Origin of the sequence: Vibrio sp. 10N.286.48.C11, from assembly GCF_041469805.1 — a bacterium.
In the GTDB taxonomy this organism is placed as follows: Bacteria; Pseudomonadota; Gammaproteobacteria; order Enterobacterales; family Vibrionaceae; genus Vibrio; species Vibrio crassostreae_C.
Window position 1 is genome coordinate 36,575 of sequence record NZ_JBFRLK010000083.1, and the last position, 25,616, is coordinate 62,190.

Consider the following 25,616-nt stretch of genomic DNA (forward strand, 5'->3'; position numbering starts at 1 on the left):
CATTTGATTGGCAAAATTTATAAATATATTTTGTTGCATAATCAAAACTTATGGCTTGATATAAGAATGTCACACAAAACAATGGCTTTAATGGGTCTAATTTTTTCCTCACTGTCACAGGCTTCCACTATTGAGAACGACGAACTATTACTGAAGTCATTGATTAAACGAGGTGTTATCTGTTCAGGCTTAACCTATGAGGAAAATCAAGAAGCTTTGCGTATCTATCTCAACGCTAAAAAAGTGAAGAGCACCCCGTTTGATTCAAAAAATAGAAAAGAGACAACCAATACAAAAGAGATAGAAAGTAAAAAACATACAACAAACACACGTCAGTTAAATAAGGCACCACAAGAGTGTATTAGGCCAAACTCGGACAACAGATCTGAATAAGGCAAGTTGATACTGATATCGACATGGAAATACAAAAAGGAAATATAATGAAAATGATGAGAAAAACATTGTTGGCTTCAGCAATGCTTACTCTATTTAGCGTCAGTGGTTATGCAAAAACACCTATTGATTTAGGCGTAGTTAATGAAGACAAACTCATTGAAATGCTAGTTAGACAAGGCTTAGTCGACCAAGATGCAACCGATGCGGCAAAGCGCGATGCGCTTGACCGTTACTTAAAAAATAAGATCAATTCCGGTTTCAAAGGCGATGCTCAATTCGGTAAAAAAGCACTTGAACAACGAGCGAAAATACTCAAAGCCATTGAGAAAGGATCTGGCGTTAAAAAGGCCAGCGTCTTTGCTTTAGAAGTCGGCACTAAACGTACCGACAAAGTGCTCGCTCTGTTGGTCGATTTCCCTGATTTGAACTGGGATGACAACAAGTTGACCGAAGAGCACACGCAGATGCTCTATGAGAGCTACAATCCAGAGCATTATCAAGAGCTGTTGTTCTCAAATTCTGGCTACACAGGGCCCAACGGCGAGAACCTAATCTCGATGCGCCAATATTACCAAAGCGAGTCAGGTGACAGCTACAGCGTTGCAGGTCAAGCGGCAGGTTGGTATCGCGCCTCCAAGCCTGCGTCATTCTATGGTGGCAACTCCCCTACCACCGACAACGACCTAAACGCCCAAGAACTGGTTCGTGAAGCGCTGAATCAACTAGCTCAAGATCCGAGTATCAACCTTGCCGATTACGACATCGAAGATCGTTACGATTACGACGGTGACGGAAATTTCCGCGAACCCGATGGTGTGATTGACCACCTGATGGTGTTTCATGCATCGGTAGGCGAAGAAGCCGGTGGTGGCGTGTTAGGCCCTGATGCGATTTGGTCTCACCGATTCAACCTTGGTCGCACTCATGTACTGGAAGGTACTTCTAGCTCGCTTCCAGATCGATTTGGTGGCCAATACGCGGCGTTCGATTACACCATTCAACCGATTGATGCGGCTGCAGGTGTTTGTGCCCACGAATATGGTCATGATTTAGGCTTACCAGACGAGTATGACACGCAATACACAGGCAGAGGCGAACCGGTTTCTTACTGGTCAATCATGTCTTCGGGCAGTTGGGCTGGTCAAATTGGTGGTACACAACCAACGGCATTCAGCTCTTGGGCAAAACACTTCCTACAGAAATCGATTGGCGGACGTTGGGTTAACGATGATCAGCTCTCGATTGATGACCTAGAAGACAATCCACAAGTGTATACGCTGTTCCAAACAACGGATAACAGTCGTCCTAACATGATCAAAGTGGATCTTCCTGAAAAGCAGATTGAAAGTCTGAAACCCTTTGAGGGCGAGTATTCATTCCACTCTCAAAAAGGCGATGATCTGAAAAACAGTATGACTCGCAAGTTGGTGATCCCAGCGGGTGATTCTGCACTGCTGTCTTTCAAAACTTGGTATGAGATTGAAAAAGACTACGACTTTGCTCGCGTGCTAATCAACGGACAAGCCATTGCAGGCAACATTACCTCAATGGACGACCCATACAACACGGGCCTCGTTCCTGCTATTGGCGGCGAATCTGACGGATGGGTTAACGCTGAGTTCGACGTTTCACAATGGGCAGGACAAGAAGTTGAACTTTCATTTGAGTACATCACCGATGGCGGCTTAGCAATGGAAGGCTTCTATTTAGATAACCTTGCTGTGGTTGTCGATGGTGAAGTGACCTCAATAGATGATGCTGAGAGCAACTCCACCTTCTCCCTTAATGGTTACAAGCTGAGTAATGGATTCCATCAAGCGCAGCACTACTATCTATTGCAGTGGCGCAGCCACATGGATATTGATGAAGGCCTAACGAACATCAAACGCATGGGACAACTGATGTCATTCGACCCAGGATTGATCATTTGGTACGTCGACGAATCACTCACCGACAACTGGGTAGGTAAACACCCTGGTGAAGGTTGGTTAGGCGTGGTCGATGCAGACCAAAATGCCATGGTGTGGGCAAACTCTGGTGAAGTGGCTCAAACACGCTACCAAGTTCGAGACGCTGCGTTTTCACTCAAAGATCATACTCCAATGCGCCTTGTAAACAGCGATAATGATGTACTCGAAGATACCAGTTTGGTTGGCAATGCTAGCTTCTCGGATGACCAAGATTACACATCGCCTCAAGCACCAGATTCAGGACGCATCCTGACGGAGTTTGGTTTAGCGGTCGATATTGTGAATCAGAGTGACAACAACGAATACGGCGTGGTTCGCTTATCTAAAGTAAGCCAACACAACGTCGCTCCTACTGCGAACTTCGAGCTGAATGTGACTGGTCTGAATGTTTCTGTAAACAACTTCAGCTCAGACCAAGACGGTGAGATCACCCATTACCTGTGGGACTTTGGGAACGGCACAACAAGTACCGAAGTGGCACCAACTTGGTCTTATGAACAGGCCGGTGAATACACGTTGAACTTGACTGTTGTCGACGACAAAGGCGCTACCGATTCATTTAGATCTGTAGTGAGTGTTGAATCTCCAAACGCCCTTCCAGAAGCGAGCGCGAAGTACATTCACTTGGGCCGCTGGGTAACCATGTGGTCTACAAGTTCAGACAGCGATGGTCGTATTGTTGATACCGAGTGGACACTTCCAAATGGAAAGGTCAAACGTGGTCGCACATTCACGTCAATCTTCCCTTCATACGGAAAGCACGAGGTGACACTGAAGATAATCGATGACCAAGGTGGGATTACCACTAAGACAATTTTGGTCGACCTGTAAATCATCGCTGGCTCTGTCATGCGTATTTACAACACAAGCTTAAGTACTGTTGTCACAGGATATAAGCCACGACAGCAGTTTTAAGAAAACGTTATTATTTAAGCCGTAAGCAAAGGCCCTACCGATTTGGTAGGGCTTTTTATTGGTCGCAGTTCGAGATACTAGGGTTTTAATCACAGTAACAAATTTACTGAACCACCATTCGATGAGCCATTACACAGGCTGCTTTTGAATACGCGATTTACGAGCACTGAATGCGAACAGCAAGATAACAGCTAACACGAATGGTAATACGTAGATATTGAGGTTCTGCCACCCTGCTGTCGACTCTAGCCAGCCAGAGAGCATGGCGGTAATCGTCACACAGCCAAAGACAATAAATTCATTAAACGCTTGTGCCTTAGCTTTATTCTGCGATTGGTAGGACTGACTAAACAAACCTGTTGCCGCGATAAACATGAAGTTCCAACCGACACCAAGCACAACTAGAGCCGCTCTGAAGTGCCAAATAGATTCGCCATGAATGTTAATCGCGATACAGACAACGAACAGCACCCCACCCGCTAAGATCATCATTCTTGAGCCAAACTTCTCGATAAGTGAACCAGTAAAGAATGCAGGAACAAACATCCCCAATACGTGCCACTCAATGACGCCCGCTGCTTTGGTAAAGTCAAAGCCACAACCAATCATTGCCAATGGCGTTGCTGTCATCAGGATATTCATCACCGCATAAGCGACCATGGCAGCAAACACTGCGCCAATAAAGTTAGGCGCTTTTACTATCACACTGAGAGGATCGGATTTAGGTGCCTGACTATTAAAAGAGACTTTTGGAAACTGAATTGTTTGTAAGATGAGTAACGCAAGAATGTTCAATCCAATCAAAGAAGCAAAAGCACCAATGTACAAGCCATCTTGCGACCACTGTTGCGACATAATCGCCAAATTTGGCCCTAATACCGCGGCTAAAACGCCACCAGCCATCGAGATAGAGATCGCTCGATGACGTGCATTTTCATCACACACCTCGATTGCAGCAAAACGATAAAGCGTGCCAAAACCTATGCCTATCCCAAGTAAGAACGTAGCGAAACAAAACAGATAGAAATTTTGCTGAGACAGTGCGTAGGTGGCAAGACTAGCTCCTGTAATGCCAACCACATTACCAATGCTAAATCCTCTCTTTCTCCCTAACTTGCCTGAAATTAAAGATGCAGGAATAGTGGCTGCCATTAGACCCAAAAACTGCAGTGCAACCGGCAAGGTGATCATGCTGACACTGGGTGCAATCTGCTTACCGATCAAACCAATCACAGAGATCAGTAATATGTTACCCGTCATCAACAAGGCCTGACACAGTGAGAGCAGCCAAACATTTCTATTCATCTTCGTTCCTAAATATGAGCACAGTTGGTCAATAGACCAAAAATTCAACAAAGTCGCAACACTTTGTTACTCATAGCAACTCTACAAAGCGACCAATAGACCAATATAAAGTGCTACCACCACATGACTTTGATTAGCGTTACTTAAGACGCTAGAGTTGAAATTATCATTACTTAAGATAATAATAATTTTCTGTTATTTATAGGCTTTAGTATTTGAAGGTGAGTATGATTAATCCACTTTGGCTCAATACGTTTAAGACTCTGGTTGAAGTTGGCCATTTCACCCAAACGGCAGAAAAGTTGTATATGACACAACCTGGAGTCAGCCAACACATCAAGAAGCTTGAACAAGCTTGTAATTGTGACCTGCTATCTCGAGAAAACAAGAGCTTCGAACTGACCGAACAGGGTCGGATTATGTATCGCTATGCGATCAAACTAGAGAAAGACCAAGAAGATCTTTTTGAGTCTCTGAGTTTTGATAACCCTTATGCTGGGCAATGTCACTTGTCTTGCTCTGGCTCACTCTCTTTGCGTCTGTATCCCAAGCTTCTTGAACTTCAACAGCAACACCAAGAGCTCAGCATTAACTTAGAAGCCGCTCCAAACAAAAAGATATTGAATGACCTAAGCGAAGGCACTACCGATATCGGCATTGTTAGGCATTCCCCGAACGACAGCTACTACCAAAGCCAAGTCATCGGCAAAGAAGCACTGTGTCTTATTGTTCACCACAGCCTTGCTGATTTAGAGATAACGCCGCAAGTATTGAATGACATTGGCCTGATTGCCCACCCAGATTCTGCACACTATCTGTCTTTGTATTTCGACCTTTGCGGAGATAAAGACTTAGCGAACATCAACGTTAATGAGATACCAAGATCTGGCTACATCAATCAGCTTCACCAGATCTTGCTACCCGTATCAAAAGGATTAGGTTTTACCGTGTTACCGGCTGGCGCGGTTGAACACTTCCCAGATAGAGACAAGCTACACGTTGTGCCGCCAAAGGTAGAAGTTGAGGAAACGTTGTATCTGGTTCAAAAACGAAACCGAAAACTGCCGCACCGATACGATACGGTTGTTGAGCTAATCAAACAGAACGTGAGTCGTTAGTTCGGTATAGATAGATTTAAAGCCTTTAGCTAGCGCGTTATTTCGCTGTAAGAGCTAAAGGCTTTAATGTTGAAGTGATATTTATAAAAGACAACTACTCAGAAGCGCCAAGCCCCTCTTTGGCTCGTTCAAAGTCATAATTATCTAACGCACTTTGAACATCTTTAAGAACAACAGAATGTGGATACTGTGCCAGTAACTCAGTCACATATTGAGTTGCATCGTTATCATACGCATCCAGCAGTGATAGCAACTGAGCATGCTGTTCTGACGTGATGCTCGGTGAGTCAGAGGTATCAGCAAGACTCACATCGGCTACTTCAGAACTTGTCGTATTAGATCCTTTGGCACCAGGCACATCAAAGCTGAACTCAACTGCTTTAATCAGTTCAATTAACCCAAGCTCACCTTGTTTAAGATCCTCTTCATCACACGCCTTGTTATGCGCTTTGCTTTCTAAATCACTGAGTAACTCTGCCAATCGCAACCCACCAATCGAAGCTGCCATGCTTTTTAAGGTATGTAGATTACGCTCTAACGTCTCCCATTCGCCTTGTACTAAGCTATCAAAAGCATCCGACATCATGTCTGGTGATCCTTTGCAGAACCTATCAAGCATTTTGGCTTGCAGTTTCACATCATGATAAGTCAGTTGCTCAAACCTCGACTGAGAGAAAACAGGCGGTTTTATGTGAGTATCAGAGTGTAATTCCGCACTCTCATCAGAATCACCTGTCTGTATCGCATCTGAATGCGTTCTACCTTCAACTAATACCTCAGGAACAATGTATCGAGTAATCAGAGACATCGCTTTATCAATAACAATAGGCTTGTCTAAGAAGTCCGTGACACCCGCTTCCCTCGCTCGTTGTTTCGCATCAGCAAAAACATTGGCTGACATTGCAATAATCGGTACATCTATATCGAATTCACGAATCAAACGGGTAGCTTCAAAGCCGTCCATAATCGGCATTTGAAGATCCATGAAGATTATTTCGTAGTCGTTGTTTTTAGCTAACTCCAGCGCTTCCTTTCCGTTTTCAGCAAGATCGGCATTTAATTTAGAGCGACTGAAAAATGCTAAGGCTAGATCTTGGTTCAGCTCATTGTCTTCAACCAATAACACTCTTTGGCCTTTGAACTCTATCTGGTAATCCAGTTGCAACTCTTGAGCTTTGAAGTCGGCTAACGCATCCGAGCTTGAGCGTGGCAATGTCAGTACAAAGGAGAACTCACTGCCTTGCCCGTAAACACTCTCTACCGTAATTTGACTGCCCATCGCATGAACTAATTTCTGGCTAATGTTGAGCCCAAGCCCTGTACCGCCAAACCGACGTGTCGTTGTGGTATCCGCTTGGCTAAAGGCTTCAAACAGCTTGTGACGGTTCTTATCCGAAATGCCTATCCCGGTATCCATCACACTCACTCTCATGGTTAGGCTGCTGTCGTTCGAGTCAACATGCTCCACCGTTAATGCTACGCTGCCTTGTTCCGTAAACTTAATCGCGTTGCCCACAAGGTTGAGTATGACTTGGAACAACCTCAAGGGATCGCCTTGCAGTGGCGTGTCTAACTCTGGGTCGATGACCATCGACAAATTGAGTTGTTTCTCAGCTGCTTTCGACTCCATTAGTTCAATCACATCTTTAAAGGTCGTTACGGGATCAAACGGGACGTTATCAATAACAAGTTGTCCAGCTTCTATCTTTGAGAAATCAAGGATGTCATTGATGATACCGAGTAACGAATGGCCAGAACGGTGCACTTTCTCAATGTAATTTCGAGCGACAGGATTAGATATTTCGCCAATCGCCAGATAAGACAAGCCAATAATGGCGTTCATTGGGGTTCTTATCTCATGGCTCATATTGGCTAAGAATTCCGATTTAGCTTGGCTCGCCAAATCGGCTCTCTGTTTCTCTTCTTCCAATTGTTCGTTAAGGCGCTTCATTTCTGAAATATCGAATGCCCAAAATAGTGTGGCGACTTCACCATCAATCTCAAAAAGATAGTAACTGACCAAAGCAACAAATCGGGTTCCATCAGACTTTCTGAGTACTAACTCCCTATTTTCAACTTTACCGTTAAGGTCGAGCTCTTCATGCACGCCATCATGAACGCTCAGCGAGTCATGGATAGCGGCAACGTCGATAGAAGACAACGCCTGATCTTCCACGCCAAACAAACGTTTTGCCGTATCGTTCGCGTAACGAACCTCTTCTTCAAATACCACACTAGCTGCAATTGGAGAGCTATTTAGCATGTTGTAGAGTTGGTTCTGCGCCTTTTCCAGAGCTTCGGTCGCTTCCTTAGCAATACTGATCTGCTTCGCTAATTTACGATTCCAGAAAATAATAAGAAGAAGGATCACCAGAGAAAAAACCGAAATAGTGTAAACCAATTGATAATCAACTCTTTCTATCGCTTTGGGCGCCGCCCACTTTGCTGAGATCTTCTGGTGTTCTTCAGCCGAGATACTGCCTATCGCTTTGTTCACAATAGACAACAGCAAAGGTTCAGATTTGATGACATGCAGAGTTGGCGACAGGAAGAAGTCTAACCGGCCGATGATACCAACCCCTCGATGACCAAATGAATCAATGAGGTAATTGAGGACATCAACAGTGTCGACCATGCCGTCTAAGGTTTTATCATCCAATCGGTTGAGCCCATCGGCCGTGGATTCTACCTCTACCCACTCAACGTTCGGGTACTTATCTAAAATCGCGTTAGTATTTGCCGCATTCTTCAATATACCGATTTTCCAACCATCAGCTTCTTCAAGTACCAAGCTACTAACGTCTCTTCTCGATGCAATGGCCAAACGACTTGAAAACAAGCTTTTAGCTGCTTTGACGTTATCTCCTAACGAACGATTCTCTTGAGCTGCTGAGACCAGTTCCACTTCATGATGATCAACCAAGCTTCGGGTCTCAGACCAATTCGCCACGTCAACATGCTGAATACTTAGCCCTGTTTTTTGTTCAATCAGCGTTAGATAATCATCAATCATCCCGATGTATTCACCGGTATTGGATACCGCTTCATAAGGTAACGAATTCGGATCGATACCTATACGTACATCCGGATTATCTTTAATCCACGCCCTCTCTTTTTGGCTTAGATTTAGGATCTCTCCAGTCAAGTTACTCGCTTGATAAACATCCGCAATATAGCGTTTCGCCGCATCTCCGAATGAACTAAATTGTTCGACAGATGGAAAATAAACATGGTTCCGCTCTAACGAATTAACATCAAAGTAGAAAGTCATCGAACCAGAGTTGATACTCCCTCCCTTGGTCCTATAATTCGCCACCTTGGTGACTGATGAAAAGTGAGAGGTATTTTTCTTCTCTCCATATTGATCAACTAGGTTGCCTATGTACCAAGATTTGATCGGGCGACTATTGTTATCCGCTTGTGCGGTGATCACCTGAAAAGAACTGTCCGTGTCGAAAATTTCAAACACTTCCGTCAACTCTTCAAAGCGGTCGTTGACGATAAAATACGCAGATATTTGCGCGATAATATTCGCTTTTTTAAGGACTAGGCTTAAATCACTCTGAACCTGCATCTCGATAATTTGGTTTAAGCCGTCATCCTCCTGTTTAAGCCTTTTAATTGCGGCATTGAAGCTATCTCTGATTTCTTCACTCTTAAAGTCCACATAGATCGGATACTCAACTTTATACTCGTCATGTAGCGTTAGCTCTGCCATTTCAATAAAACGAGTGTTGGTGATAAACCACTCTAGCACTCTTCGTTCAACCATTAGCAGGTCAACATTTTGAGCCCTCAACTGCGAGAATGCTGATTCAAGATCTTCGTAATCTTCAATACGATCAATGTCTAACTTACTCTTCAGAACTTCAACAGAGTTTTTAATTGTGGATGTTTCGTCGAACAATAACGCCCCTAATGATAGGTCTTTTTGGGATTGAAGTTGGAGTTTGCGGCGAGTTAGTGAAACAGGAACAAACTCAACATTAAGAACGTTATCACTTAAAAAGTGCGCATTAGGATCATCAAACTGAACACCAGAAACAAAGGCTATAGAATTATTGTTATTGATGGCTTTTTTAGCGGCGCTAGGTGGAAGTGTGACAACGTCACCTAGCTTATATCCCATGTCATTCAGTGCACGCTGAAGAATGTCGTGCTGTAGCCCGACTGCGGTGCTGTCTGGGTAAATATACGGAGGGTTACCAAAGCCAAACACGCCTTTTAGCGGCACTCTATAGGGGGAACTGTCTAGCCACTTCGATAAAATCTGGTTCTTGTTATCAACGTCGAAGGTTTCAATCTGTTTGTTGATTAGCGTCAGCAGTTCTGGTTCATCGGTTCGAATCACCATTGATGCTTCAAACCTTTTCCAATGCTCCAGAACATAATTTACCGCTAAATCATGAACGCCAATCTTTTTCGCAAGATCCATAGTGGTGATAGGTTCACCGACCATGCCTTCAACATCCCCGGCCCCTAACGCACGTACTGCATCAATAACGTTATCAAAATCCACTCGCTCAATAGAACTCAATTTGACACCGGCTCGCTCAAAATCGATATTTTCATTAACCATCGCAATACGGCGTTTATTATTTTGATCTAGGTTTCCATCGAGTTTGTTGTCGATGGGAACAATCACTGCGACCTGATAAGGAATATAGGGAGCACTCGCAAGAAAACGGCCACCTTCACTTGAGTCGAACTGTTGGAATGGAAATACATCGCCTCGCCCGTCGACTAACGCGGCTTTAGCCTCGACACGCGAGTTAACTGTGACAAACCGAACATGAACACCAAAACGCTGTTCAAGATCTAATGTCCAATCTTTGATGATCCCAGAAACCTGCCCATCATCATCGATGAATGAGTAAGGATAATGGTTGGCCAAGACAACAAAAGTTACCGTTGGTTGGTTTCCCAACCACTGATTTAACTCAGTATCTGTTACCTCAGCAGCATTCGTAGATCGCATTAGCAGCGACCACACCACAAGTGTAATGACCAGAAAAACAACCAAACGATTTAGCGACAACATCAAGCCATCACTCATCTCTAAATTTCTCTTTAATTGCTAGAATCTCAGGTAACTTCAGAAAAAACACATCAACGATAGTTGGATCAAAATGTTTGCCTTTCTGTTCTTCAAACAAGTTCAGCGCCTCATCAATACTCCAAGCTTTTTTATAAGGGCGCTCTGCGGTCAGGGCATCAAACACATCAGCAACAGCCGCAATTCTTCCAACCAATGGGATACCTTCACCAGCTATCTGGTTTGGATAACCACTGCCATCCCATTTTTCGTGATGATATTGCGCCACCTGAATAGCCATACGCATCAGTTTGGAATCACTCTGCCTACCAAGTATATCAACACCATATTCGACATGCTTTTGCATAATTGTCCACTCGTCGGCGTCCAATTTACCCGGCTTGAGTAATACGCTATCAGGAATACCGATCTTGCCAATATCATGCATTGGTGCTGCATCACGCAACGTCTCGGCATCTTCGTCAGTCATTCCCAAGGCTTTAGCTAGCACTTCACAGTAGTGACTCATACGCTTAACGTGCATGCCTGTTTCATTGTCTTTAAATTCAGCAGCTCTACCCAGTATGTTCAGTGTTTCTAGCTTACCGAGATTGATCTCTTGAGTTTTCTCTTTTACCTGACTAAACAACGCGCGTTGTTGGTCATAAAGTGCGATATGCGTTTTCACACGCTGGAGTGCAATTGCAGGGGTTATCGGCTTGGTTAGGTAATCGACAGCCCCCAAGGAGAGCCCTTTTACTTCGGCTTCTGGACCAATTGTGGCGGTCACGAAAATGATAGGAATGTGAGCCGTATTCGGCTGAGCTTTAAGTTGGCGGCACACCTCGTAACCATCGATGTCAGGCATCATGATATCAAGGAGGATAAGGTCTGGCTGCGGCACCATCTTCGCAATTTTGATACCAATTGTGCCGTTAATCGCTACTTTCACTTGATAAGTATCTTTGAGTATTGCCGTTAACACATCCAAGTTACTTGGGGTGTCATCCACGACTAACACTATAGGTTTCCGACTCATTGATACCTCGTATACAAATCAAACAGTTATAACCCTAGTGTAGAACGGTTTCCAGAGGTTAAGTAGAAAAAAAAACAATTGATTTTCAAAAATGAAGAGTAGATCTGTGAGTGACTTCAAACTGGCGTTATTAGAAGTACGACCAGTCAATATTACGTCAGTTAAGTTATTATTATACAAGGGGAATTACCTTTGCATTGCAACATTTCACTAACAACACAGATACTATCCGAAAACAAAAAGAGCTCCTCATATGGGAGCTCTTTTCGTTCAACGGCTAGAAAGCAAAACAACCGAGTTATTCAGTAATCTAACGACCAGAATAATACATACAGATTCGAACACCATCGAACTCACGAATCTCAAATGGGATCTCGTAGATAGACTCCATCACTGATTTTTCAACCACTTCCGAAACCTTACCCGACTTAACCACTTTGCCTTTCTTCATCGCAACAATGTTATCTGAGTAACAAGAAGCGAAGTTGATGTCATGAATCACGATAACGACCGCTTTATTGAACTCATGCGCTAAACGACGCAACGTCTGCATAATTTCGACCGAGTGTTTAATATCAAGATTGTTCAGAGGCTCATCTAAGAACACATAATCCGTATCTTGTGCCACAACCATCGCGATAAACGCCATTTGACGCTGACCGCCACTCAACTCATCAAGGTATTTGTTTTGGATGTCAGTAATGCCAAGGTGTTCTAGTGCTGTATCGACGATCTTATGATCTTCGTCTTTCAAGCGACCTTGAGAGTGTGGGAAACGACCAAAACAGACCAATTCACGAATCGTAAATCGCATGTTGATGTTATTTGATTGTCTTAACACGGCAAGGTGCTTCGCTAGCTCTTTGGTATCCCACTCAGCCAGTAACTTATCGCCAATGACCACTTCACCCGCGTCGCTGTCTGTTAAGCGGCTCGCCATTGAAAGCAGTGTACTTTTACCCGCACCATTTGGGCCAATGATAGAAGTCACTTCGCCTTTCGGGAACATAGCACTGGCATCATCAACCACGAGTGACTTGCCATACTTCTTACTTAAACCTGTTAATTTAATCACTACTTACTACCTTTACTGAATTCTGGTGCGTAACAACAAGAACATAAAATACAAACCGCCGACCAAGTTAATAATCACACTCACAGTGGTTTCAAACGCCATCACTTTTTCGATAAACCATTGGCCAGAAACCAATAGCACGATCGCTAGTAAGCTGCTTGCGATGATAAGCACACGATGCTGATAAGATCGGAATATCTGGCGAGCTAAGCTTACGGTGATCAAGCCAAAGAACAGCACAGGGCCAACCAGAGCCGTAGACACCGCGACCATCACTGACACAATCACCAAGGTAATCTGAGTCAATCGCTTGGTGTTCACACCCAGGCTTGTCGCGTTATCAACACCAAGCCAAAGTACATCAAGCTTAGGCGCCAACAACCAAAGGCCAAGCAAGCTCAAACCCAAAGGAATAAGGCTGAGGTAAACCAACTCGCCTTTCACGTTATTGAAACTTGCGAACATCACATTCTGCAGCACCGCAAATTCATTGGGGTCAATCAACATCGCCAAGAAGTTAGACAAACTCGAGAATACGCTGCCACATACGATGCCTATCAACAGCAGTGTGAATACGTTGTTTCGCTTGCTCTTAAAGTAGAAATGGAACAGAGCAAACGAGAACAAGATCATCACAGTCACAGACATCGAAAAGTTTGCGATCGAGTCAATCACCCAGAAGCTAGCACTGCCAAACACAAACAGAAGTACCGTTTGTACCAGCATATACAAGCTGTCAAAGCCCAAGATGGAGGGGGTTAGAATTCGGTTATTAGTAATGGTTTGGAAAACCAATGACGACGCCGAGATCGCTACCGCCGCCAACACAATCGACAGCAATTTTGGTAGGCGCAGAGACAAGAAGAACTCGTAGTTATCCCACGTCAGCCCCTGCCCGATGAATAGCGCTGTCATACCCAAAGACGCGATAGCCAGAATCGCAATTTTTACTGAATCACGCATTCGACTTGTCTCTCATGATTAGGTAAATAAAAATCATGCCACCAAAGATGCTGATTACCATCGAGATTGGAATCTCATAAGGGAAGATGACGATTCGAGCTAGCAGGTCACAAGCCAACACTAAGATCACCCCCCAGTAGGCAGTCCAAGGCAGAATCTTCTTCATGTTATCGCCCATTATCAGCGACACGATATTCGGCACGATAAGGCCAAGGAATGGGATAACACCAACGATCATCACCACAGAGGAGGCACTGATAGCCACTAACGCAACACCAATGAAGACGATCTTCTGATAATTCAAACCGATGTTTTTCGCGAAGCTCTCACCGATGCTCGCCGCACTGAACTGGCTCGCGAAATAGTAAGCCAATACACAAGCAGGCACCGCGAGATAAAGGATTTCATAGCTGCCCTGCAACACGCTCGCAAAGTTCGCCATAGTCCATGCCGACATGGTTTGTACTAAGTCGTACTTATAAGCAATAAAGGTTGTTAGAGACGAAACAACGTTGCCATACATAATGCCAATCAAAGGCACCAATACCGCGTTCTTAAACTTGAGGTGTTGTAGGAAGCGAACCAATAGCATGGTGCCAAACACTGCAAACGCGAAGATAAAGCCTAAGTAGCTCCATTGCGCAGCATTGCCTAGCACTAGAATGCCGACAATGTAACCCAACATCGCACAGTCAATGGTGCCCATCGTCGAAGGCGCGGCAAACTTGTTCTGTACGATTTGCTGCATGATCAAGCCAGAAACACTCAATCCTGCTCCGGCAAGCACGATCGCGAGTAGTCGAGGAATCCGACTAACAATATAAATAGAATTGGCGTGTTGGTTGCCATTGAAGAAGTCACTAAAACTGATTTCAGCGACTCCAATCATCAATGACGCAACGCATAACACAACAAGAAATACAGCAGCTGCAATGGGTTTCAACATAGGAATAATACTAAAGATAGGTCTCGGGTAGCCCGTATAAAAAAGTGAAAAAGGGCTTATAAGAACACTCTTATAAGCCCGAAAATCTGATGGTTAGTAACTATTGAATCGTACGTTCAATGTCACTAAGCATTCTATGAATCGCTGTCACACCGCCACCAGCCAAATACCAAGCACTTGAATCAAGGTAAACGATATTGCCGTGCTGCGCTGCAGGTGTTGCCGCAACCAGTGGGTTATCAAACAGTTGTTGTGCGCGTCCTTCTGATTTACCAATCGCTTTTTCGCGGTCAAGCACGTAAAGCACTTCAGGTTTTGCATCAGCTATGTATTCAAAAGAGATTAGGTTGCCGTGTGTTCCTTTAATCGGAGCCACGGTTGCACTCTTTGATTCCACGAAACCAAAGTCATCAAAGATGATTGAGAAACGGCTGCCTTTGTTGAACATCGCAATGTTGTTACCGTTGTTCATTAGCATCATTGCTGAAGTTTCGTCAGACGCTACTTTGTCGTTTACCGCTGTGATAGAAGCTTGAGTCTCTTTAATGATCGCTTCGACTTCAGCTTGCTTACCAAAGATGTCGCCTAGCACACGCCAGTTTTGCTGAGCATCAGCCCAGTACTTGTCGCCTTCAATAGAAAACATGACAGTAGGAGCAATTTGTGCCAGTTTGTCGTAAACCTTAAGCATGCGGTTTTCCGCGATGATGATGTCAGGCTTCAACATGTAGATAGCTTCAAAATCAGGTTCGCTTAAAGAGCCTGTATTTACCGTCGTATCTTTGTACGAAGCTAGGTAATCAGGCAGCAAGCTATGAGGCGCGCCAACTGGCTGTACACCAATTTTATCGAGCACGTCTAAGCTACCGTGGCCTAGAACCACCACTCGCTGTGGTACTTCAGTAAACTGCGCTGTGCCTTTCACATGCTCAATGGTGACGGTTTCCGCATGCGCGGTCATCATGAATGATGATGCTAGAACGATGGCAAGCCCGCTCAATAACTGGCGAACTGAATTGATTGTTTTCTTCATGTTTCTTCCTTTGCCATTGATACAAACCACCACTCATGACAATGAAAGTCACATTACTCATAGACGAGCATGGGGCGTACACAACTGCTAAATAACGATAATTTAAAGTCTGTCATTGGATTGACAACAAACTTGTAACGCAAGTGAGAACTATTATCAATTATATTTGCACTAAATTGGCGATACAACAACTTTATTATTCAGAAACGTAAAAGTGAGTATTCATATTTTGCGTAGTCAGGAGAGGTATTAGGAATCAGAAATATCAAAAAGACGCGAAGAGGAAAATACTCATCAACCTGAAGAAAAAAACAGATGGGGAAAGCACCCAAAAACCCTGTAATTACAACGCTGAACCCCAAAATCATGAATTGTAATTTACAATGTAAAGATCATATACAACAGAGACTTAATCATCACCAAATTAGCTGATCAATTAAACCCACTAATGACAACGAATACGAACAGCTGAAAAGCCAAGACTCAGTCAGATATCATGGTCAAATCCCTGACCTTCGCTCATTTAACCTTCAGTAACCGATGGTAAATCACCCAAAAATATTTTTGAATTTAATTGAAAATAGGGTTGTAATTTTGAAAACTAGGCGTATAGTTCGCCACCTGGCTCTAATCTATAGAGCTGTTAATGCTAAAGTAAGTCCAAGTTCCACATAGACAGTTCTCGATTCCCTCGTTACACCATCTCTGCGTCAGCTTTCACCCAGATAGTCATTCAATAGCTTTTAAATTCGATCCTACTACCGATCTATCGTCATTTGCTCTTTTGTCAGCGAAGTCAGAATAGATCGAGCACTTAAATACAAATGTAATAAACACAAGGCACAGTTATGTCACGCAGAACAACACGACAAACCCATTGGTACCAACTATCACGCGAAAAAACAGTCAATAAACTAAAAGGTAATAAATGCTCAAGATTAAAATAGATTTACACAAAGAAGAGATTTCATGGGTCACCGAGATTCGACAGCTCAATAGCGATATACTCCACCGCCACATATTGCCCAAGCTACAACATCACAGCTATCTCATCGACTTTGAATTTAATGAACGAGAAAGCATCGGAACTATCGTTTCAGGCAACGGAAACACCCTAGGACATTTCACACTCCTATAGCATTTCCCAAAGGCTACAAAAGAAACACCATCTAATCCCAAAGATGTAAAAGATGTCACCCTCAATTCGCTCTAGCAGAACAAAATAGAGTAGAAGTAAAACAGATCTGAAACCTAGCCCTTTTTGCATTTCACACGCGGCTAACGCTAGCTAGGTTATCGTACTTCTATTGAAACCAACTTATATCAAACTCTAAATCACCATTGAGTCATTATCAGTGCATTCATGGACTAATAAGTTAACGGCATCGACCTTAACTTCTGATCAAGAGTATATAAGTGTTCTGCAGCTTGCATGTGTTGAGGGTAATCACTGAACTTCTCACGATTCTCCTCATTCATCTTACATGTCTCATCCACCAGCATTAACTTCCAATACAGCTTCGTTGTATGCAACATCGCCAGTAACGGTTTGAACACCTCTTTCTCATAAGCTTGAATCAACTCTTCAATCAACTCGTCACGTTCGTCTTCGCTTGCGATTGAACCCTCGGTTGCCGACAACACTTTTTGATACTTCAGGTTTTGTTGCAGCTTATCCATGACCGTTTGGTTTTCTTCCGCTAAGTCAACAAGCTTCGACTTAATGATGTTTACCCAATTCGCTTGGCTCAGTACTGTGTCATCAACGCTGGTAAAATCTTCTCGTATTTGTCGTTCAACATCTTTTTGAGCTTTCTTTAAAACCGCACGCACCTTTTGGAAAGGCAGCTGATACTCCTTACTTAGCTCGATAATCAGTTTATGAAAACCACCATTTGGAAGGTGTAAGTTTTCTTTAAACGTCGCCATTGCAGCTTCTTGCTGTTCGGTAAGGTGAGTCATTCTGTTTCCTATTCTTTATCACTTATGGTGCTGAGCCCGCGATCATACCATTATTACCCTCGTTTTTTCGGTAACTTGATCAGTTACACCTCGCTATGCCGTTAAATTCTCTCAGCCCTTTCTCTTTTGGCTAGTTATTAACCCACTTGGCATAAAATGGTAAATCTCTATCGGCGAAAGTTCGTACATTACGCGCTCAGGGGATATCGCCAGACAGTAGTCGTTACTTACATATGAAAGACAAGCGCGAGAAATGAGAAAACAGATGACCTATTCAGAATACAAAGAATCCGATTTGCATAAGTGCGTGAGCATTGGTTCAGAAGCAATGGTATCCATTGCCAAGTTTGCCTTTAAAGCCACTACCCTTTTATTTCGATTTTTCCGCTGGCTTGTCGTATCGGCTTATACCTACGTGATGAAGTAATTCTATATGGGAGTCGTTGTTTTCATTACGACTTATCTAAATACCCCAAAGCGCGCCCTATTAGGTCGCGCTTTTTTTGTGCCCAGTTTTATACCTAGCTTGATGCCAAAAGTCCGAGTGCATTTTATATCGTCAGTGGCGCTAAATGGTAAAACTGACCATCGAATAAAAACCATACTACACCTGTTCCAACGAAACAGACTTCTAACTTATACAGGTACTAAAATGAAAAAGATTGCACTTAAAATTGTAGGACTAACGGTTTTGGCTTCTGCGCTAACTGGTTGTATCGGTAGTAACGCCGTAACAGGGAAAGTGATGAAATTTAACGTTGAAGTTGTCGATAACCGCTATGCCCGTGCAGGTGTAAACTTCTTATTAGCGCCTGTATACGGTATTACTACCGCAGCAGACTATGTGGTATTCAACTCACTTGAATTCTGGACAGGTAAAAACCCTATCAGCGGTTCACCACACGTATTTGATACAAAAACAGACACGCACTTCAAAGTGAACGATGAGCTGGACCCAAGCCTGAAAGAAGCCCCTGTCGGCCCAATTTCTAACAATCGCACCATTGAAACGGGTGAGATGATTAAGATCGACGAAAACACGATTCAAATGGACATCGTCTATACATCTGGTGAAACAGAGACTCTAACGGGCATCAAAGACGGTCAAAACGTTACCTATTACATGGATGGTCAGCTTGTATCGCAAACAACTATCGCTGAATTAGAGAAGATTCAAGGCACTGAAGCTTAAGGTTCATCGCCCACACAGAGTTCAAACTTAAAGAGACTTTTGAGCTCATAAAATAGAACAAGCCCGGCGATTGCCGGGCTTGTTTGTATGTGCTCTATTATTTGTAAATGCTCTATTGGGACTGAGACTGTGCAAGTCGAATGCTCACCAAACTCGCCACCATGATAGCTAAGTAAAAGCTGCCGATAATGGATTCCATAAACACAAAGAATTGAGCAATAGGCAGAGCTGGTGATATGTCGCCGTAACCAACCGTAGTCAAGGTGATAAAGCTAAAGTACATCGCATTAAACAAGTTCGTCAGCCAGACTTGCTCTTCTAACCCGTTAAAGGCATTAGGAAAGATCTCTAAAATTAACAAGTAGATGGTCGACCAAGCAAACCCTAGCAACAAGTAAATACAGATGGAGCCGATGATGTGATTGGGTGTCACCGTTTTGGCTTTCATCACCTGCTTCAACGCCGAGTAAATGTGTGAAAACAAGAACACAGCCAACGCCGATAGCGTCACTATCGACAGGTTATAGCCTTCCAAAAATGAAAACACGCCAGACACGAGCGCCGTAATCAATAACAGCCCATACCAAGAGCGATACAAGGCTCGCTCTTTATGAATACCGGCAATTGAACTCGCCAACGTAATAATGATAAGAAATAGGATTGTTTTCTGGCCTTGCGGATAAAACTGCTGCATCACCGCGCAACCAAGAAACAACACCAACAGTGCATAGAATAAGAAGTAGAAGTTGTCGTCTTTAGAGACTGGCTTCATCTATTTTCCCTCGACCTCTGCAGGTTTTTTCTCAGTTTCTTGTTGGTTTTTCTCTTCAAGTCCAAGCCACGCCATCATCAGCTCATAGCTTAAACTCAGTATCACAGCACCGACAAACAGACCGACGATGCCTGACATCGCCATTCCGCCCAGTGCACCCAATAGAATTACCAACATTGGAATGTGAGAGCCACGGCTCAGCAATACTGGCTTTAAGATAGCGTCACTGCCGCTCACCAAAATACACCACACTAAGAACAAGCTCGCCGCCAGTGTCGATTCAACGCTGAACATGTAGATGATCGCCGGTAATAGAGCGAGAATCGGTGGAAGTTGGATTATCGCAATGAGCAGCACAGCTAGCGCCCAAAACGCAGCTGCTGGAACGCCTGCAATCACCAAACCGATTGCCGACATCATGGATTGAATCACAGCCACACCAATCACACCTTGCACAACGCTTCGCACGGTCGATTTAGAGAGCTCTACCAACTCTTCACCTTTACCGCCCGTTAAACGCGCCACTAAGTGAGTCACGCCGGTTTTGCATTTATCGGCATTACTCATGAATGCACCCGCAATGATGGTAGAGATGATGAACTGAATAAAGCCGACACCTAACGAGCCAAGAACAGAAGCCGCTTTCGTCGCAAACTGTTTAAGTTCATCCGCATACTTTATGAAAGTGCCTTCAATATTGTTGAAGGCGGCAACCAAGGTTGAATAAACCTTCTCACCTATGAATGGAATATCTTGTAAGGACTCTTTCGGTTTAGGCAATGACAATGTGCCATCTTGAAGCCCTGTCATCAGGTCAGTCGCGCTGGTGTAGATACCAGAAGAAAGCGCCGCCAAAGGAATAAATAGAAGAATCACACCAATAAAGCTCAGCAATGCACTGGCTTTACCTTTCGACATCCCGGTTTTATTTGAAATTGCGACCGCCACTGGATACAACGCAGTCGCAATGATCGCACCCCATATCACCAGAAGAATGAATGGGCGCAAAATCGAAAAACACCAATACACGAGCATGGCAATCGCTGCGATCTTGATGGCAGCGTCTATCGCCTGTTTTGAAAAATCATCGGTTAACTTCATGAGACGTCCTTGTTAGACAAAATTAAGGCTGATTTTGTAGAAACTTCCAATTCCGTGTTTCTAGGAATAGAGAAGCCAAAATCATATATATGCCAATTAACACTAATTGGAATATGCGTATAAGAGTGTTGCTATCGATGTCACCGGAGCTCATCAACGTGCTACCAACCAGTACGAGCAACGTACTAAATGCAGTGGCGAAAATAGGTGCTTTTTCGGGAACCGTGTAGATCTTGGTAGCCATAAGAATGGCAATAAGTCCTATAAACAAAGAATAGAAGACAATGTTGGGTACTATAGAAAGAATTGAAAAAGCAGCAATCGCCAGCAATCCCCCGATACCGTTACTTATCACCAGAAAAGCGCTCAACTTTATCGACTTCTCTGACGTAATCATCAACGATAACAACGCAATGAACATCATTGTCAGTAAAGCTTCAGATATTTGAAAAATAAAGAAAAAACACACCACAGGATAGGAGATAATCATCGCCCTAAAGGCCGCATACCAACGCTGTTTCTTTTCGAGTGGCGCAGCAGCGAAGCCTGAGAACGCCGATTTTGGCTCAGGGAAAAATACATGCACTAACGCAAAAAGCATGACTGAAACCACACCAGAGGTCGCTAAGCCAGAGGCCAGCATTACTGACACGCCGGGGTTATCAATCGCCATGAATGGCAACATCAAAACCGCAATCAACAGTATGGTGGCAAACAGGTTCCATTTTGGGTCGACAAACAAGTAGTAACCCCACAGCATCATTAACCCCACTAAAATCAGCAATGGGATTGGATAATGGGTAATTCCTCGCGACAGTAATAAACCTAACCCCATTGTCACCACAACGGCCAAGAGCAATTCGTAGACCGTTTCTTTATGGAGATTTGGTTTATCAATTAAGAACTTAGCTGTGAACACTGGCGCCACAAACGCAAGCGGCCAGTTTATCCACGCCGCCAAGAAAACAGCCAACGTGACCTAGGCTGTTCTCTCGATAATAAGCTTCAATCCAAATATCTTCGGTTGAAACAAAGGTCATGATTGCTTGCCCTGCTGATGCATAGAAACCTTCAGACAGGCTAAAGTTAGAGACACCACCTTGTGTCGGTGCAGTAATCACGGTGCGTTCTAGATTCAATTGAGCTTGTTCAAGTGCCAGCAACGCCGCTTTCACTTGGCTATTTTCTTAGCCTTCTTTACCCATTTGTTTCTTAGCACGGTCAAGGTCAGCTTCTGCATTCACAACCGCCGCACTAGAGGTCGCTAATGCTGCTCGCGCTTTATCTGCATCTGATTTAGAAACGACACCTTTATCGGCCATCTCTAAAACACGCTTAGCTTGCAGTTTGGTGTTTTGTCTTTCAACAATAGCTGAAGTGAGTTTCGCTTGTGCTGAAGCAATGCTCGCGGTTTGAGCGCCGACATTTTGGCCTGCAATCTCTAAATTTTGCTCGGCTTGTTGTACGGCTATTTGGTAATCAGACTCATCTAAAATGGCTAGCTTATCGCCTTGATTAACCAGTTGGTTAGGTTGAACAAGAATATCGAGCACTTTACCCGACACCTCAGGTTTGATTGGAACGATATAACCTTTGACACGAGCATTATCAGTAATAGGGATGATGCGGTCTGAAATGATACTGAAGATCAACATGAACGCTACGAACAACAATAAGTAGTTGGTGACCTTTCTTACTTTGTCTTTTCCATTTTCTTGCTGGCCAACTTCTTCCTTGGCTTCTTGCGCATTCCCGTTGACTTCTGACATGGGACTCCCTTCTAGATAACTAACATCAACAAAATTAATACTTTAAAAATAAGCCCGGTGATGGAAAACTCAAGTAAATAGGGTTAGATTTAGTAAACAAAACGTTGCAAATGATATGCACGTCTAATAGTGCGACAATATATACAGGATTGTATTCCAATGAGCTCTAGTCACTACCAAGTCCCGGTAATTCAAACGAACTACGCCAAAATTCTGGTTCAGGTTTTTTCTGACTATGGTCTCGACCTCCACCTTTTGCTCAAAGATTCTGGTTTACCGCCCGATCTCATTGAATCAGAAAGCGACTTTGTGCCATCAGAATCGATTAAACGTTTGATTTATCTGACATCCGCCCAACTTGGCGTATCTCGGTTCACCGATATTCTTGGACTCGCATTTCGACGTCGAATCATCCCAAATGTCTTGCATCAATTTACCGAATTCGAAACCATTGGCGATGCACTAAAACAGATCAATTCAATCTTTGCCTATGATTCACCAGGCAGCAAAGTCGAGTTTACCCAAGAACACGGTCAGAACTGGTTTTGCCGGACAGCCCCGGAAGACAACTCCCCTATGTTTCAATGGGGCGAAGCTTTCGCTGTTATTTATATCATCGAGTTAATAACCATTTTATCGCAATCACCATGGTTACCGACTAAAGTTCGCTTGCAAGGGCATGACATCGATGTCGTCAAAACACTGGTATCAAGTAACTGCCAACTGTTTGTTGATCATTCGTCGACTGCTGTGCAGATTCCTGATGAGATCTTACAACTCCCAATCCGTCTTACGTCTAAAGACCTCAGTACAAAACCGACACTTATTGAGTGGCATACTAGCTTTACCGATAGTATTTATGAGCTTCTAAAACCGTACATGAAAGAACAAGACCTCTCTCTTGAAGAGGCGGCAGAGCTGCTCAACTTTTCAGTGCGAACGTTCCAACGCAAACTCAAGAATGAAAACACCACTTATCGAAAGATCAAAGAGAACCTGATGTTTTCTGTAGCTTGCGAGCTGATGGAAGAAGGCCACACGCTGACCTACATTTCTAGCCAACTCGGTTACACCAACATCTCTCATTTTTCTCGTGCATTTAAGCGAGTGTCTGGCCTTACGCCGAAGATTTACCAACGCTCAATCTCGGCTTAGGCTTCGCTCGATTGATTAACCAAGCACGGCCTACATCTAACCAAGGGCAATTGGAGTAGCACAGCCTGGGCTAGAGCTACACACTCTATTTCGCCCGTTACCTTTAGCGCGGTAAAGTGCCTTATCTGCACTACGATAGGTCGCTTCAGCTTGCGCCTGTATTTCAGACACACCACTGCTCACGGTCAGGTTCAATGTTGTCCCTTTGGTAATCACTTCTTTCAGTCGATACATCGCCTCAAACGCTTCTGCCAAATTGGTTTCAGGCATCAAGATAGCGAACTCTTCTCCGCCTACTCGCGCGACGATATCAGTGTCTCGGCTGTTGTTTCTCAACAGTTCAGCGACCTCTTTCAGCGCTGAATCACCTTGGTCATGACCGTGATTATCATTGATAGCCTTGAAGTGATCTAAATCGATCAACGCCAAACAGGAATGTGTGTAACCATAACGCTCTGCCAGGTTAGAATAATGTTTTAAGTCGTTATCAAAGCGGCGTCGATTCCAGCACCCTGTCAGTGAATCCGTTTCCACCAGCATTCTTAATCGACGCTCCAATATCTTGCGTCGGCTAATATCCGTAAAGGTCACCACGTACTTGTTATTGTGCGGCAGAATTTCAGTTAGCTTTTCCACCACAACGTTTACGGTAAACTGCTCACCAAGTCGACTGACGCCACTCAACTCACCTTTCCATCTCTGGTTTTCCTTCAGTGAGCGAGTAATGGTCGTGATTAGGCTGCTGTTATTCATAAAACAGAGATCAGAAATCGGACGAGATTCGACTTGGTCAAAGGCATAACCTGAAACCCGAGAGAATTGTTGATTCACTTGTATGACCCTCAATTGACTATCGAGGACAATAAAACCTGCGACACCATCAATGATCGCTTCCGACAAGTTATTCTTGCTTTGAGCCATTTCATGTCGATAAAGGCGTGCGGTAATAAGAGTGCTAAGTAAAAACAACGCACACACCGAAAAAAACATGGCTGGCGTAGAAGCAATACTCAGCAACCACAAGCTAAATGCCATATTGAGGACAAGTGCAGACACCACGTATAGCGGCATTTTTCGGTCATAACTTAACTTGTTCATAGTTTGCTCTGGTGATGGGCGAATGACTATGATGGCTAAGTTTTAATTAAGATATTTACCATTTTACGACACATACAAATTCAAATTACATATCGAACAATAAGTGCATAGGGTTACACTAACTATTAAGCGGAAGAGATTGAAAAGATTCGAGACCGCCACTTTGAATGCCAACCAGTGCCGGGTTACCTAGGCGCCTACTAACCGAATATCTCCGTCAAAATAACGAATAAACAAACGGTTAGTAGCCAAACTCGTGTTTACTGACTTGGTAGATTACTGAACGGCTAAGTCCGCTCTGCGTACCCAGAATGCTCGTATATGATCATAAATCAGATTAAACACAAACGCGTAAATGGTAATAAAAATGGTCACGCCGATATCCATTAAAAATGCCTGCCAAATCCCCACATCAAGTAAGTAAGCCATAACTGGGATCGTCGCCACCAGCAAGCCTGCCTCAAATAGCACGACATGAAAAACACGTAATTTGAGCGAACGCTTTGATTTTTCACCCGTGAAATAACGATCAAAAATACGGTTAAAACAGTAGTTCCAAATCATCGCGATAGTCGCAACAACTATCATGGTTCCTGATAAGGCATTCACATCGTGATCAGTAAATATCGCTAAACCTATAATTGACAGTGTGACGGCCAATACTTCAAACAACACCGAGTGGAAAACTCTCTCTAACGTACTCATACATTCCTATAGCAATTTATAACATGGTGGACTTACCGAAATTATGTCACCGAAAACAATAAGAGAA

Annotated in this window: 20 protein-coding genes and 1 pseudogene; 7 read left to right on the plus strand and 14 right to left on the minus strand. The window is 43.7% G+C overall.

The features are described from left to right. The first annotated feature begins 66 nt into the window (after positions 1-66). On the plus strand, positions 67-393 hold the full coding sequence (locus tag AB4209_RS18810; protein ID WP_029235426.1) for a hypothetical protein: 327 nt from the start codon (positions 67-69) through the stop codon (positions 391-393). A 47-nt stretch (positions 394-440) separates the two neighbouring features. Beyond that, positions 441-3,197 (plus strand): immune inhibitor A domain-containing protein, encoded by a 2,757-nt coding sequence (locus AB4209_RS18815; RefSeq protein WP_372056871.1) that lies wholly within the window; start codon positions 441-443, stop codon positions 3,195-3,197. Positions 3,198-3,410: 213 nt separating this feature from the next. On the opposite strand, the gene AB4209_RS18820 is transcribed toward AB4209_RS18815, so the two are convergent. Then, positions 3,411-4,586 (minus strand): MFS transporter, encoded by a 1,176-nt coding sequence (locus AB4209_RS18820; protein WP_017064421.1) that lies wholly within the window; start codon positions 4,584-4,586, stop codon positions 3,411-3,413. A 227-nt stretch (positions 4,587-4,813) separates the two neighbouring features. Here AB4209_RS18820 and AB4209_RS18825 point away from each other — a divergent pair, with 227 nt between their 5' ends. After that, on the plus strand, positions 4,814-5,704 hold the full coding sequence (locus AB4209_RS18825) for a LysR family transcriptional regulator (RefSeq protein ID WP_017061891.1): 891 nt from the start codon (positions 4,814-4,816) through the stop codon (positions 5,702-5,704). A gap of 94 nt (positions 5,705-5,798) precedes the next feature. Here the strand turns inward: AB4209_RS18825 and AB4209_RS18830 are convergent, their stop codons facing one another. From AB4209_RS18830 to AB4209_RS18855, 6 genes are all read right to left on the minus strand, one after another. Next, the gene (locus AB4209_RS18830; RefSeq protein ID WP_372056874.1) at positions 5,799-10,682 is read right to left on the minus strand and encodes an ATP-binding protein; all 4,884 of its coding nucleotides are present in this window, start codon (positions 10,680-10,682) and stop codon (positions 5,799-5,801) included. A 70-nt stretch (positions 10,683-10,752) separates the two neighbouring features. Continuing rightward, positions 10,753-11,778 carry an HD-GYP domain-containing protein gene (locus AB4209_RS18835; protein WP_029235511.1) on the minus strand — a complete coding sequence of 342 codons (1,026 nt, stop codon included), beginning with the start codon at positions 11,776-11,778 and terminating at the stop codon, positions 10,753-10,755. A 310-nt stretch (positions 11,779-12,088) separates the two neighbouring features. Continuing rightward, on the minus strand, positions 12,089-12,853 hold the full coding sequence (locus AB4209_RS18840; RefSeq protein ID WP_017061894.1) for an ABC transporter ATP-binding protein: 765 nt from the start codon (positions 12,851-12,853) through the stop codon (positions 12,089-12,091). A 12-nt stretch (positions 12,854-12,865) separates the two neighbouring features. Next, positions 12,866-13,816: an iron chelate uptake ABC transporter family permease subunit gene (locus AB4209_RS18845; protein WP_136978264.1), complete on the minus strand. Its 951-nt coding sequence runs from the start codon at positions 13,814-13,816 to the stop codon at positions 12,866-12,868. Further along, positions 13,809-14,762, minus strand: coding sequence for an ABC transporter permease (locus tag AB4209_RS18850; RefSeq protein WP_372056876.1), 954 nt, complete (start codon positions 14,760-14,762; stop codon positions 13,809-13,811). Before AB4209_RS18850 ends, AB4209_RS18845 begins: the two co-directional genes overlap by 8 nt. Positions 14,763-14,862: 100 nt before the next feature. Continuing rightward, complete coding sequence (locus tag AB4209_RS18855) at positions 14,863-15,795, minus strand: siderophore ABC transporter substrate-binding protein (RefSeq protein WP_372056878.1); 933 nt, start codon at positions 15,793-15,795, stop codon at positions 14,863-14,865. Between the two features lie 928 nt (positions 15,796-16,723). Between AB4209_RS18855 and AB4209_RS18860 the strand changes: the two genes are divergently transcribed. Then, on the plus strand, positions 16,724-16,933 hold the full coding sequence (locus AB4209_RS18860; RefSeq protein WP_004731601.1) for a hypothetical protein: 210 nt from the start codon (positions 16,724-16,726) through the stop codon (positions 16,931-16,933). Between the two features lie 230 nt (positions 16,934-17,163). On the opposite strand, the gene AB4209_RS18865 is transcribed toward AB4209_RS18860, so the two are convergent. Further along, entirely contained in the window at positions 17,164-17,757 is a 594-nt protein-coding gene (locus AB4209_RS18865) for a hypothetical protein (protein WP_017061898.1), read from the minus strand. A 265-nt stretch (positions 17,758-18,022) separates the two neighbouring features. Here AB4209_RS18865 and AB4209_RS18870 point away from each other — a divergent pair, with 265 nt between their 5' ends. Both AB4209_RS18870 and AB4209_RS18875 read left to right on the plus strand, forming a co-directional pair. Further along, positions 18,023-18,184, plus strand: coding sequence for a hypothetical protein (locus AB4209_RS18870; RefSeq protein ID WP_170962358.1), 162 nt, complete (start codon positions 18,023-18,025; stop codon positions 18,182-18,184). A gap of 225 nt (positions 18,185-18,409) precedes the next feature. Further along, positions 18,410-18,949 (plus strand): DUF3332 domain-containing protein, encoded by a 540-nt coding sequence (locus AB4209_RS18875; protein WP_372056880.1) that lies wholly within the window; start codon positions 18,410-18,412, stop codon positions 18,947-18,949. A gap of 112 nt (positions 18,950-19,061) precedes the next feature. Here the strand turns inward: AB4209_RS18875 and AB4209_RS18880 are convergent, their stop codons facing one another. From AB4209_RS18880 to AB4209_RS18895, 4 genes and pseudogenes are all read right to left on the minus strand, one after another. Then, positions 19,062-19,721 carry a potassium channel family protein gene (locus AB4209_RS18880; protein ID WP_017061900.1) on the minus strand — a complete coding sequence of 220 codons (660 nt, stop codon included), beginning with the start codon at positions 19,719-19,721 and terminating at the stop codon, positions 19,062-19,064. Continuing rightward, a complete protein-coding gene (locus tag AB4209_RS18885; RefSeq protein ID WP_372056882.1) occupies positions 19,722-20,822 on the minus strand; it encodes an AI-2E family transporter in 1,101 nt (366 codons plus the stop codon). 22 nt (positions 20,823-20,844) lie between these two features. After that, positions 20,845-21,795 (minus strand): DUF2955 domain-containing protein, encoded by a 951-nt coding sequence (locus tag AB4209_RS18890; RefSeq protein ID WP_372056884.1) that lies wholly within the window; start codon positions 21,793-21,795, stop codon positions 20,845-20,847. After that, positions 21,794-22,591 (minus strand): annotated as a pseudogene (locus tag AB4209_RS18895) (HlyD family secretion protein); the annotation flags it as partial. The gene AB4209_RS18890 and the pseudogene AB4209_RS18895, both read right to left, overlap by 2 nt. Before the next feature lie 159 nt (positions 22,592-22,750). On the opposite strand from AB4209_RS18895, the gene AB4209_RS18900 reads away from it, so the two are divergent. Beyond that, positions 22,751-23,746 carry a helix-turn-helix domain-containing protein gene (locus AB4209_RS18900; RefSeq protein ID WP_372056886.1) on the plus strand — a complete coding sequence of 332 codons (996 nt, stop codon included), beginning with the start codon at positions 22,751-22,753 and terminating at the stop codon, positions 23,744-23,746. A 36-nt stretch (positions 23,747-23,782) separates the two neighbouring features. Here AB4209_RS18900 and AB4209_RS18905 read toward each other — a convergent pair whose 3' ends face one another. Together AB4209_RS18905 and AB4209_RS18910 are read right to left on the minus strand one after the other, a co-directional pair. Then, a complete protein-coding gene (locus AB4209_RS18905; protein WP_017061905.1) occupies positions 23,783-24,844 on the minus strand; it encodes a sensor domain-containing diguanylate cyclase in 1,062 nt (353 codons plus the stop codon). 276 nt (positions 24,845-25,120) lie between these two features. Beyond that, positions 25,121-25,549: a PACE efflux transporter gene (locus tag AB4209_RS18910; RefSeq protein ID WP_017077482.1), complete on the minus strand. Its 429-nt coding sequence runs from the start codon at positions 25,547-25,549 to the stop codon at positions 25,121-25,123. Positions 25,550-25,616: the final 67 nt, after the last annotated feature.

Bases quoted from the DNA above. Each gene is read 5' to 3' on its own strand.
- AB4209_RS18880 (WP_017061900.1), bottom strand. From the start codon at position 19,721: ATGAAGCCAGTCTCTAAAGACGACAACTTCTACTTCTTATTCTATGCA.
- AB4209_RS18855 (WP_372056878.1), bottom strand. From the start codon at position 15,795: ATGAAGAAAACAATCAATTCAGTTCGCCAGTTATTGAGCGGGCTTGCC.
- AB4209_RS18860 (WP_004731601.1), top strand. From the start codon at position 16,724: ATGCTCAAGATTAAAATAGATTTACACAAAGAAGAGATTTCATGGGTC.
- AB4209_RS18820 (WP_017064421.1), bottom strand. From the start codon at position 4,586: ATGAATAGAAATGTTTGGCTGCTCTCACTGTGTCAGGCCTTGTTGATG.
- AB4209_RS18845 (WP_136978264.1), bottom strand. From the start codon at position 13,816: ATGCGTGATTCAGTAAAAATTGCGATTCTGGCTATCGCGTCTTTGGGT.
- AB4209_RS18825 (WP_017061891.1), top strand. From the start codon at position 4,814: ATGATTAATCCACTTTGGCTCAATACGTTTAAGACTCTGGTTGAAGTT.
- AB4209_RS18850 (WP_372056876.1), bottom strand. From the start codon at position 14,762: ATGTTGAAACCCATTGCAGCTGCTGTATTTCTTGTTGTGTTATGCGTT.
- AB4209_RS18835 (WP_029235511.1), bottom strand. From the start codon at position 11,778: ATGAGTCGGAAACCTATAGTGTTAGTCGTGGATGACACCCCAAGTAAC.
- AB4209_RS18870 (WP_170962358.1), top strand. From the start codon at position 18,023: ATGACCTATTCAGAATACAAAGAATCCGATTTGCATAAGTGCGTGAGC.
- AB4209_RS18885 (WP_372056882.1), bottom strand. From the start codon at position 20,822: ATGAAGTTAACCGATGATTTTTCAAAACAGGCGATAGACGCTGCCATC.
- AB4209_RS18810 (WP_029235426.1), top strand. From the start codon at position 67: ATGTCACACAAAACAATGGCTTTAATGGGTCTAATTTTTTCCTCACTG.
- AB4209_RS18900 (WP_372056886.1), top strand. From the start codon at position 22,751: ATGAGCTCTAGTCACTACCAAGTCCCGGTAATTCAAACGAACTACGCC.
- AB4209_RS18815 (WP_372056871.1), top strand. From the start codon at position 441: ATGAAAATGATGAGAAAAACATTGTTGGCTTCAGCAATGCTTACTCTA.
- AB4209_RS18830 (WP_372056874.1), bottom strand. From the start codon at position 10,682: ATGCGATCTACGAATGCTGCTGAGGTAACAGATACTGAGTTAAATCAG.
- AB4209_RS18865 (WP_017061898.1), bottom strand. From the start codon at position 17,757: ATGACTCACCTTACCGAACAGCAAGAAGCTGCAATGGCGACGTTTAAA.
- AB4209_RS18910 (WP_017077482.1), bottom strand. From the start codon at position 25,549: ATGAGTACGTTAGAGAGAGTTTTCCACTCGGTGTTGTTTGAAGTATTG.
- AB4209_RS18875 (WP_372056880.1), top strand. From the start codon at position 18,410: ATGAAAAAGATTGCACTTAAAATTGTAGGACTAACGGTTTTGGCTTCT.
- AB4209_RS18905 (WP_017061905.1), bottom strand. From the start codon at position 24,844: ATGAACAAGTTAAGTTATGACCGAAAAATGCCGCTATACGTGGTGTCT.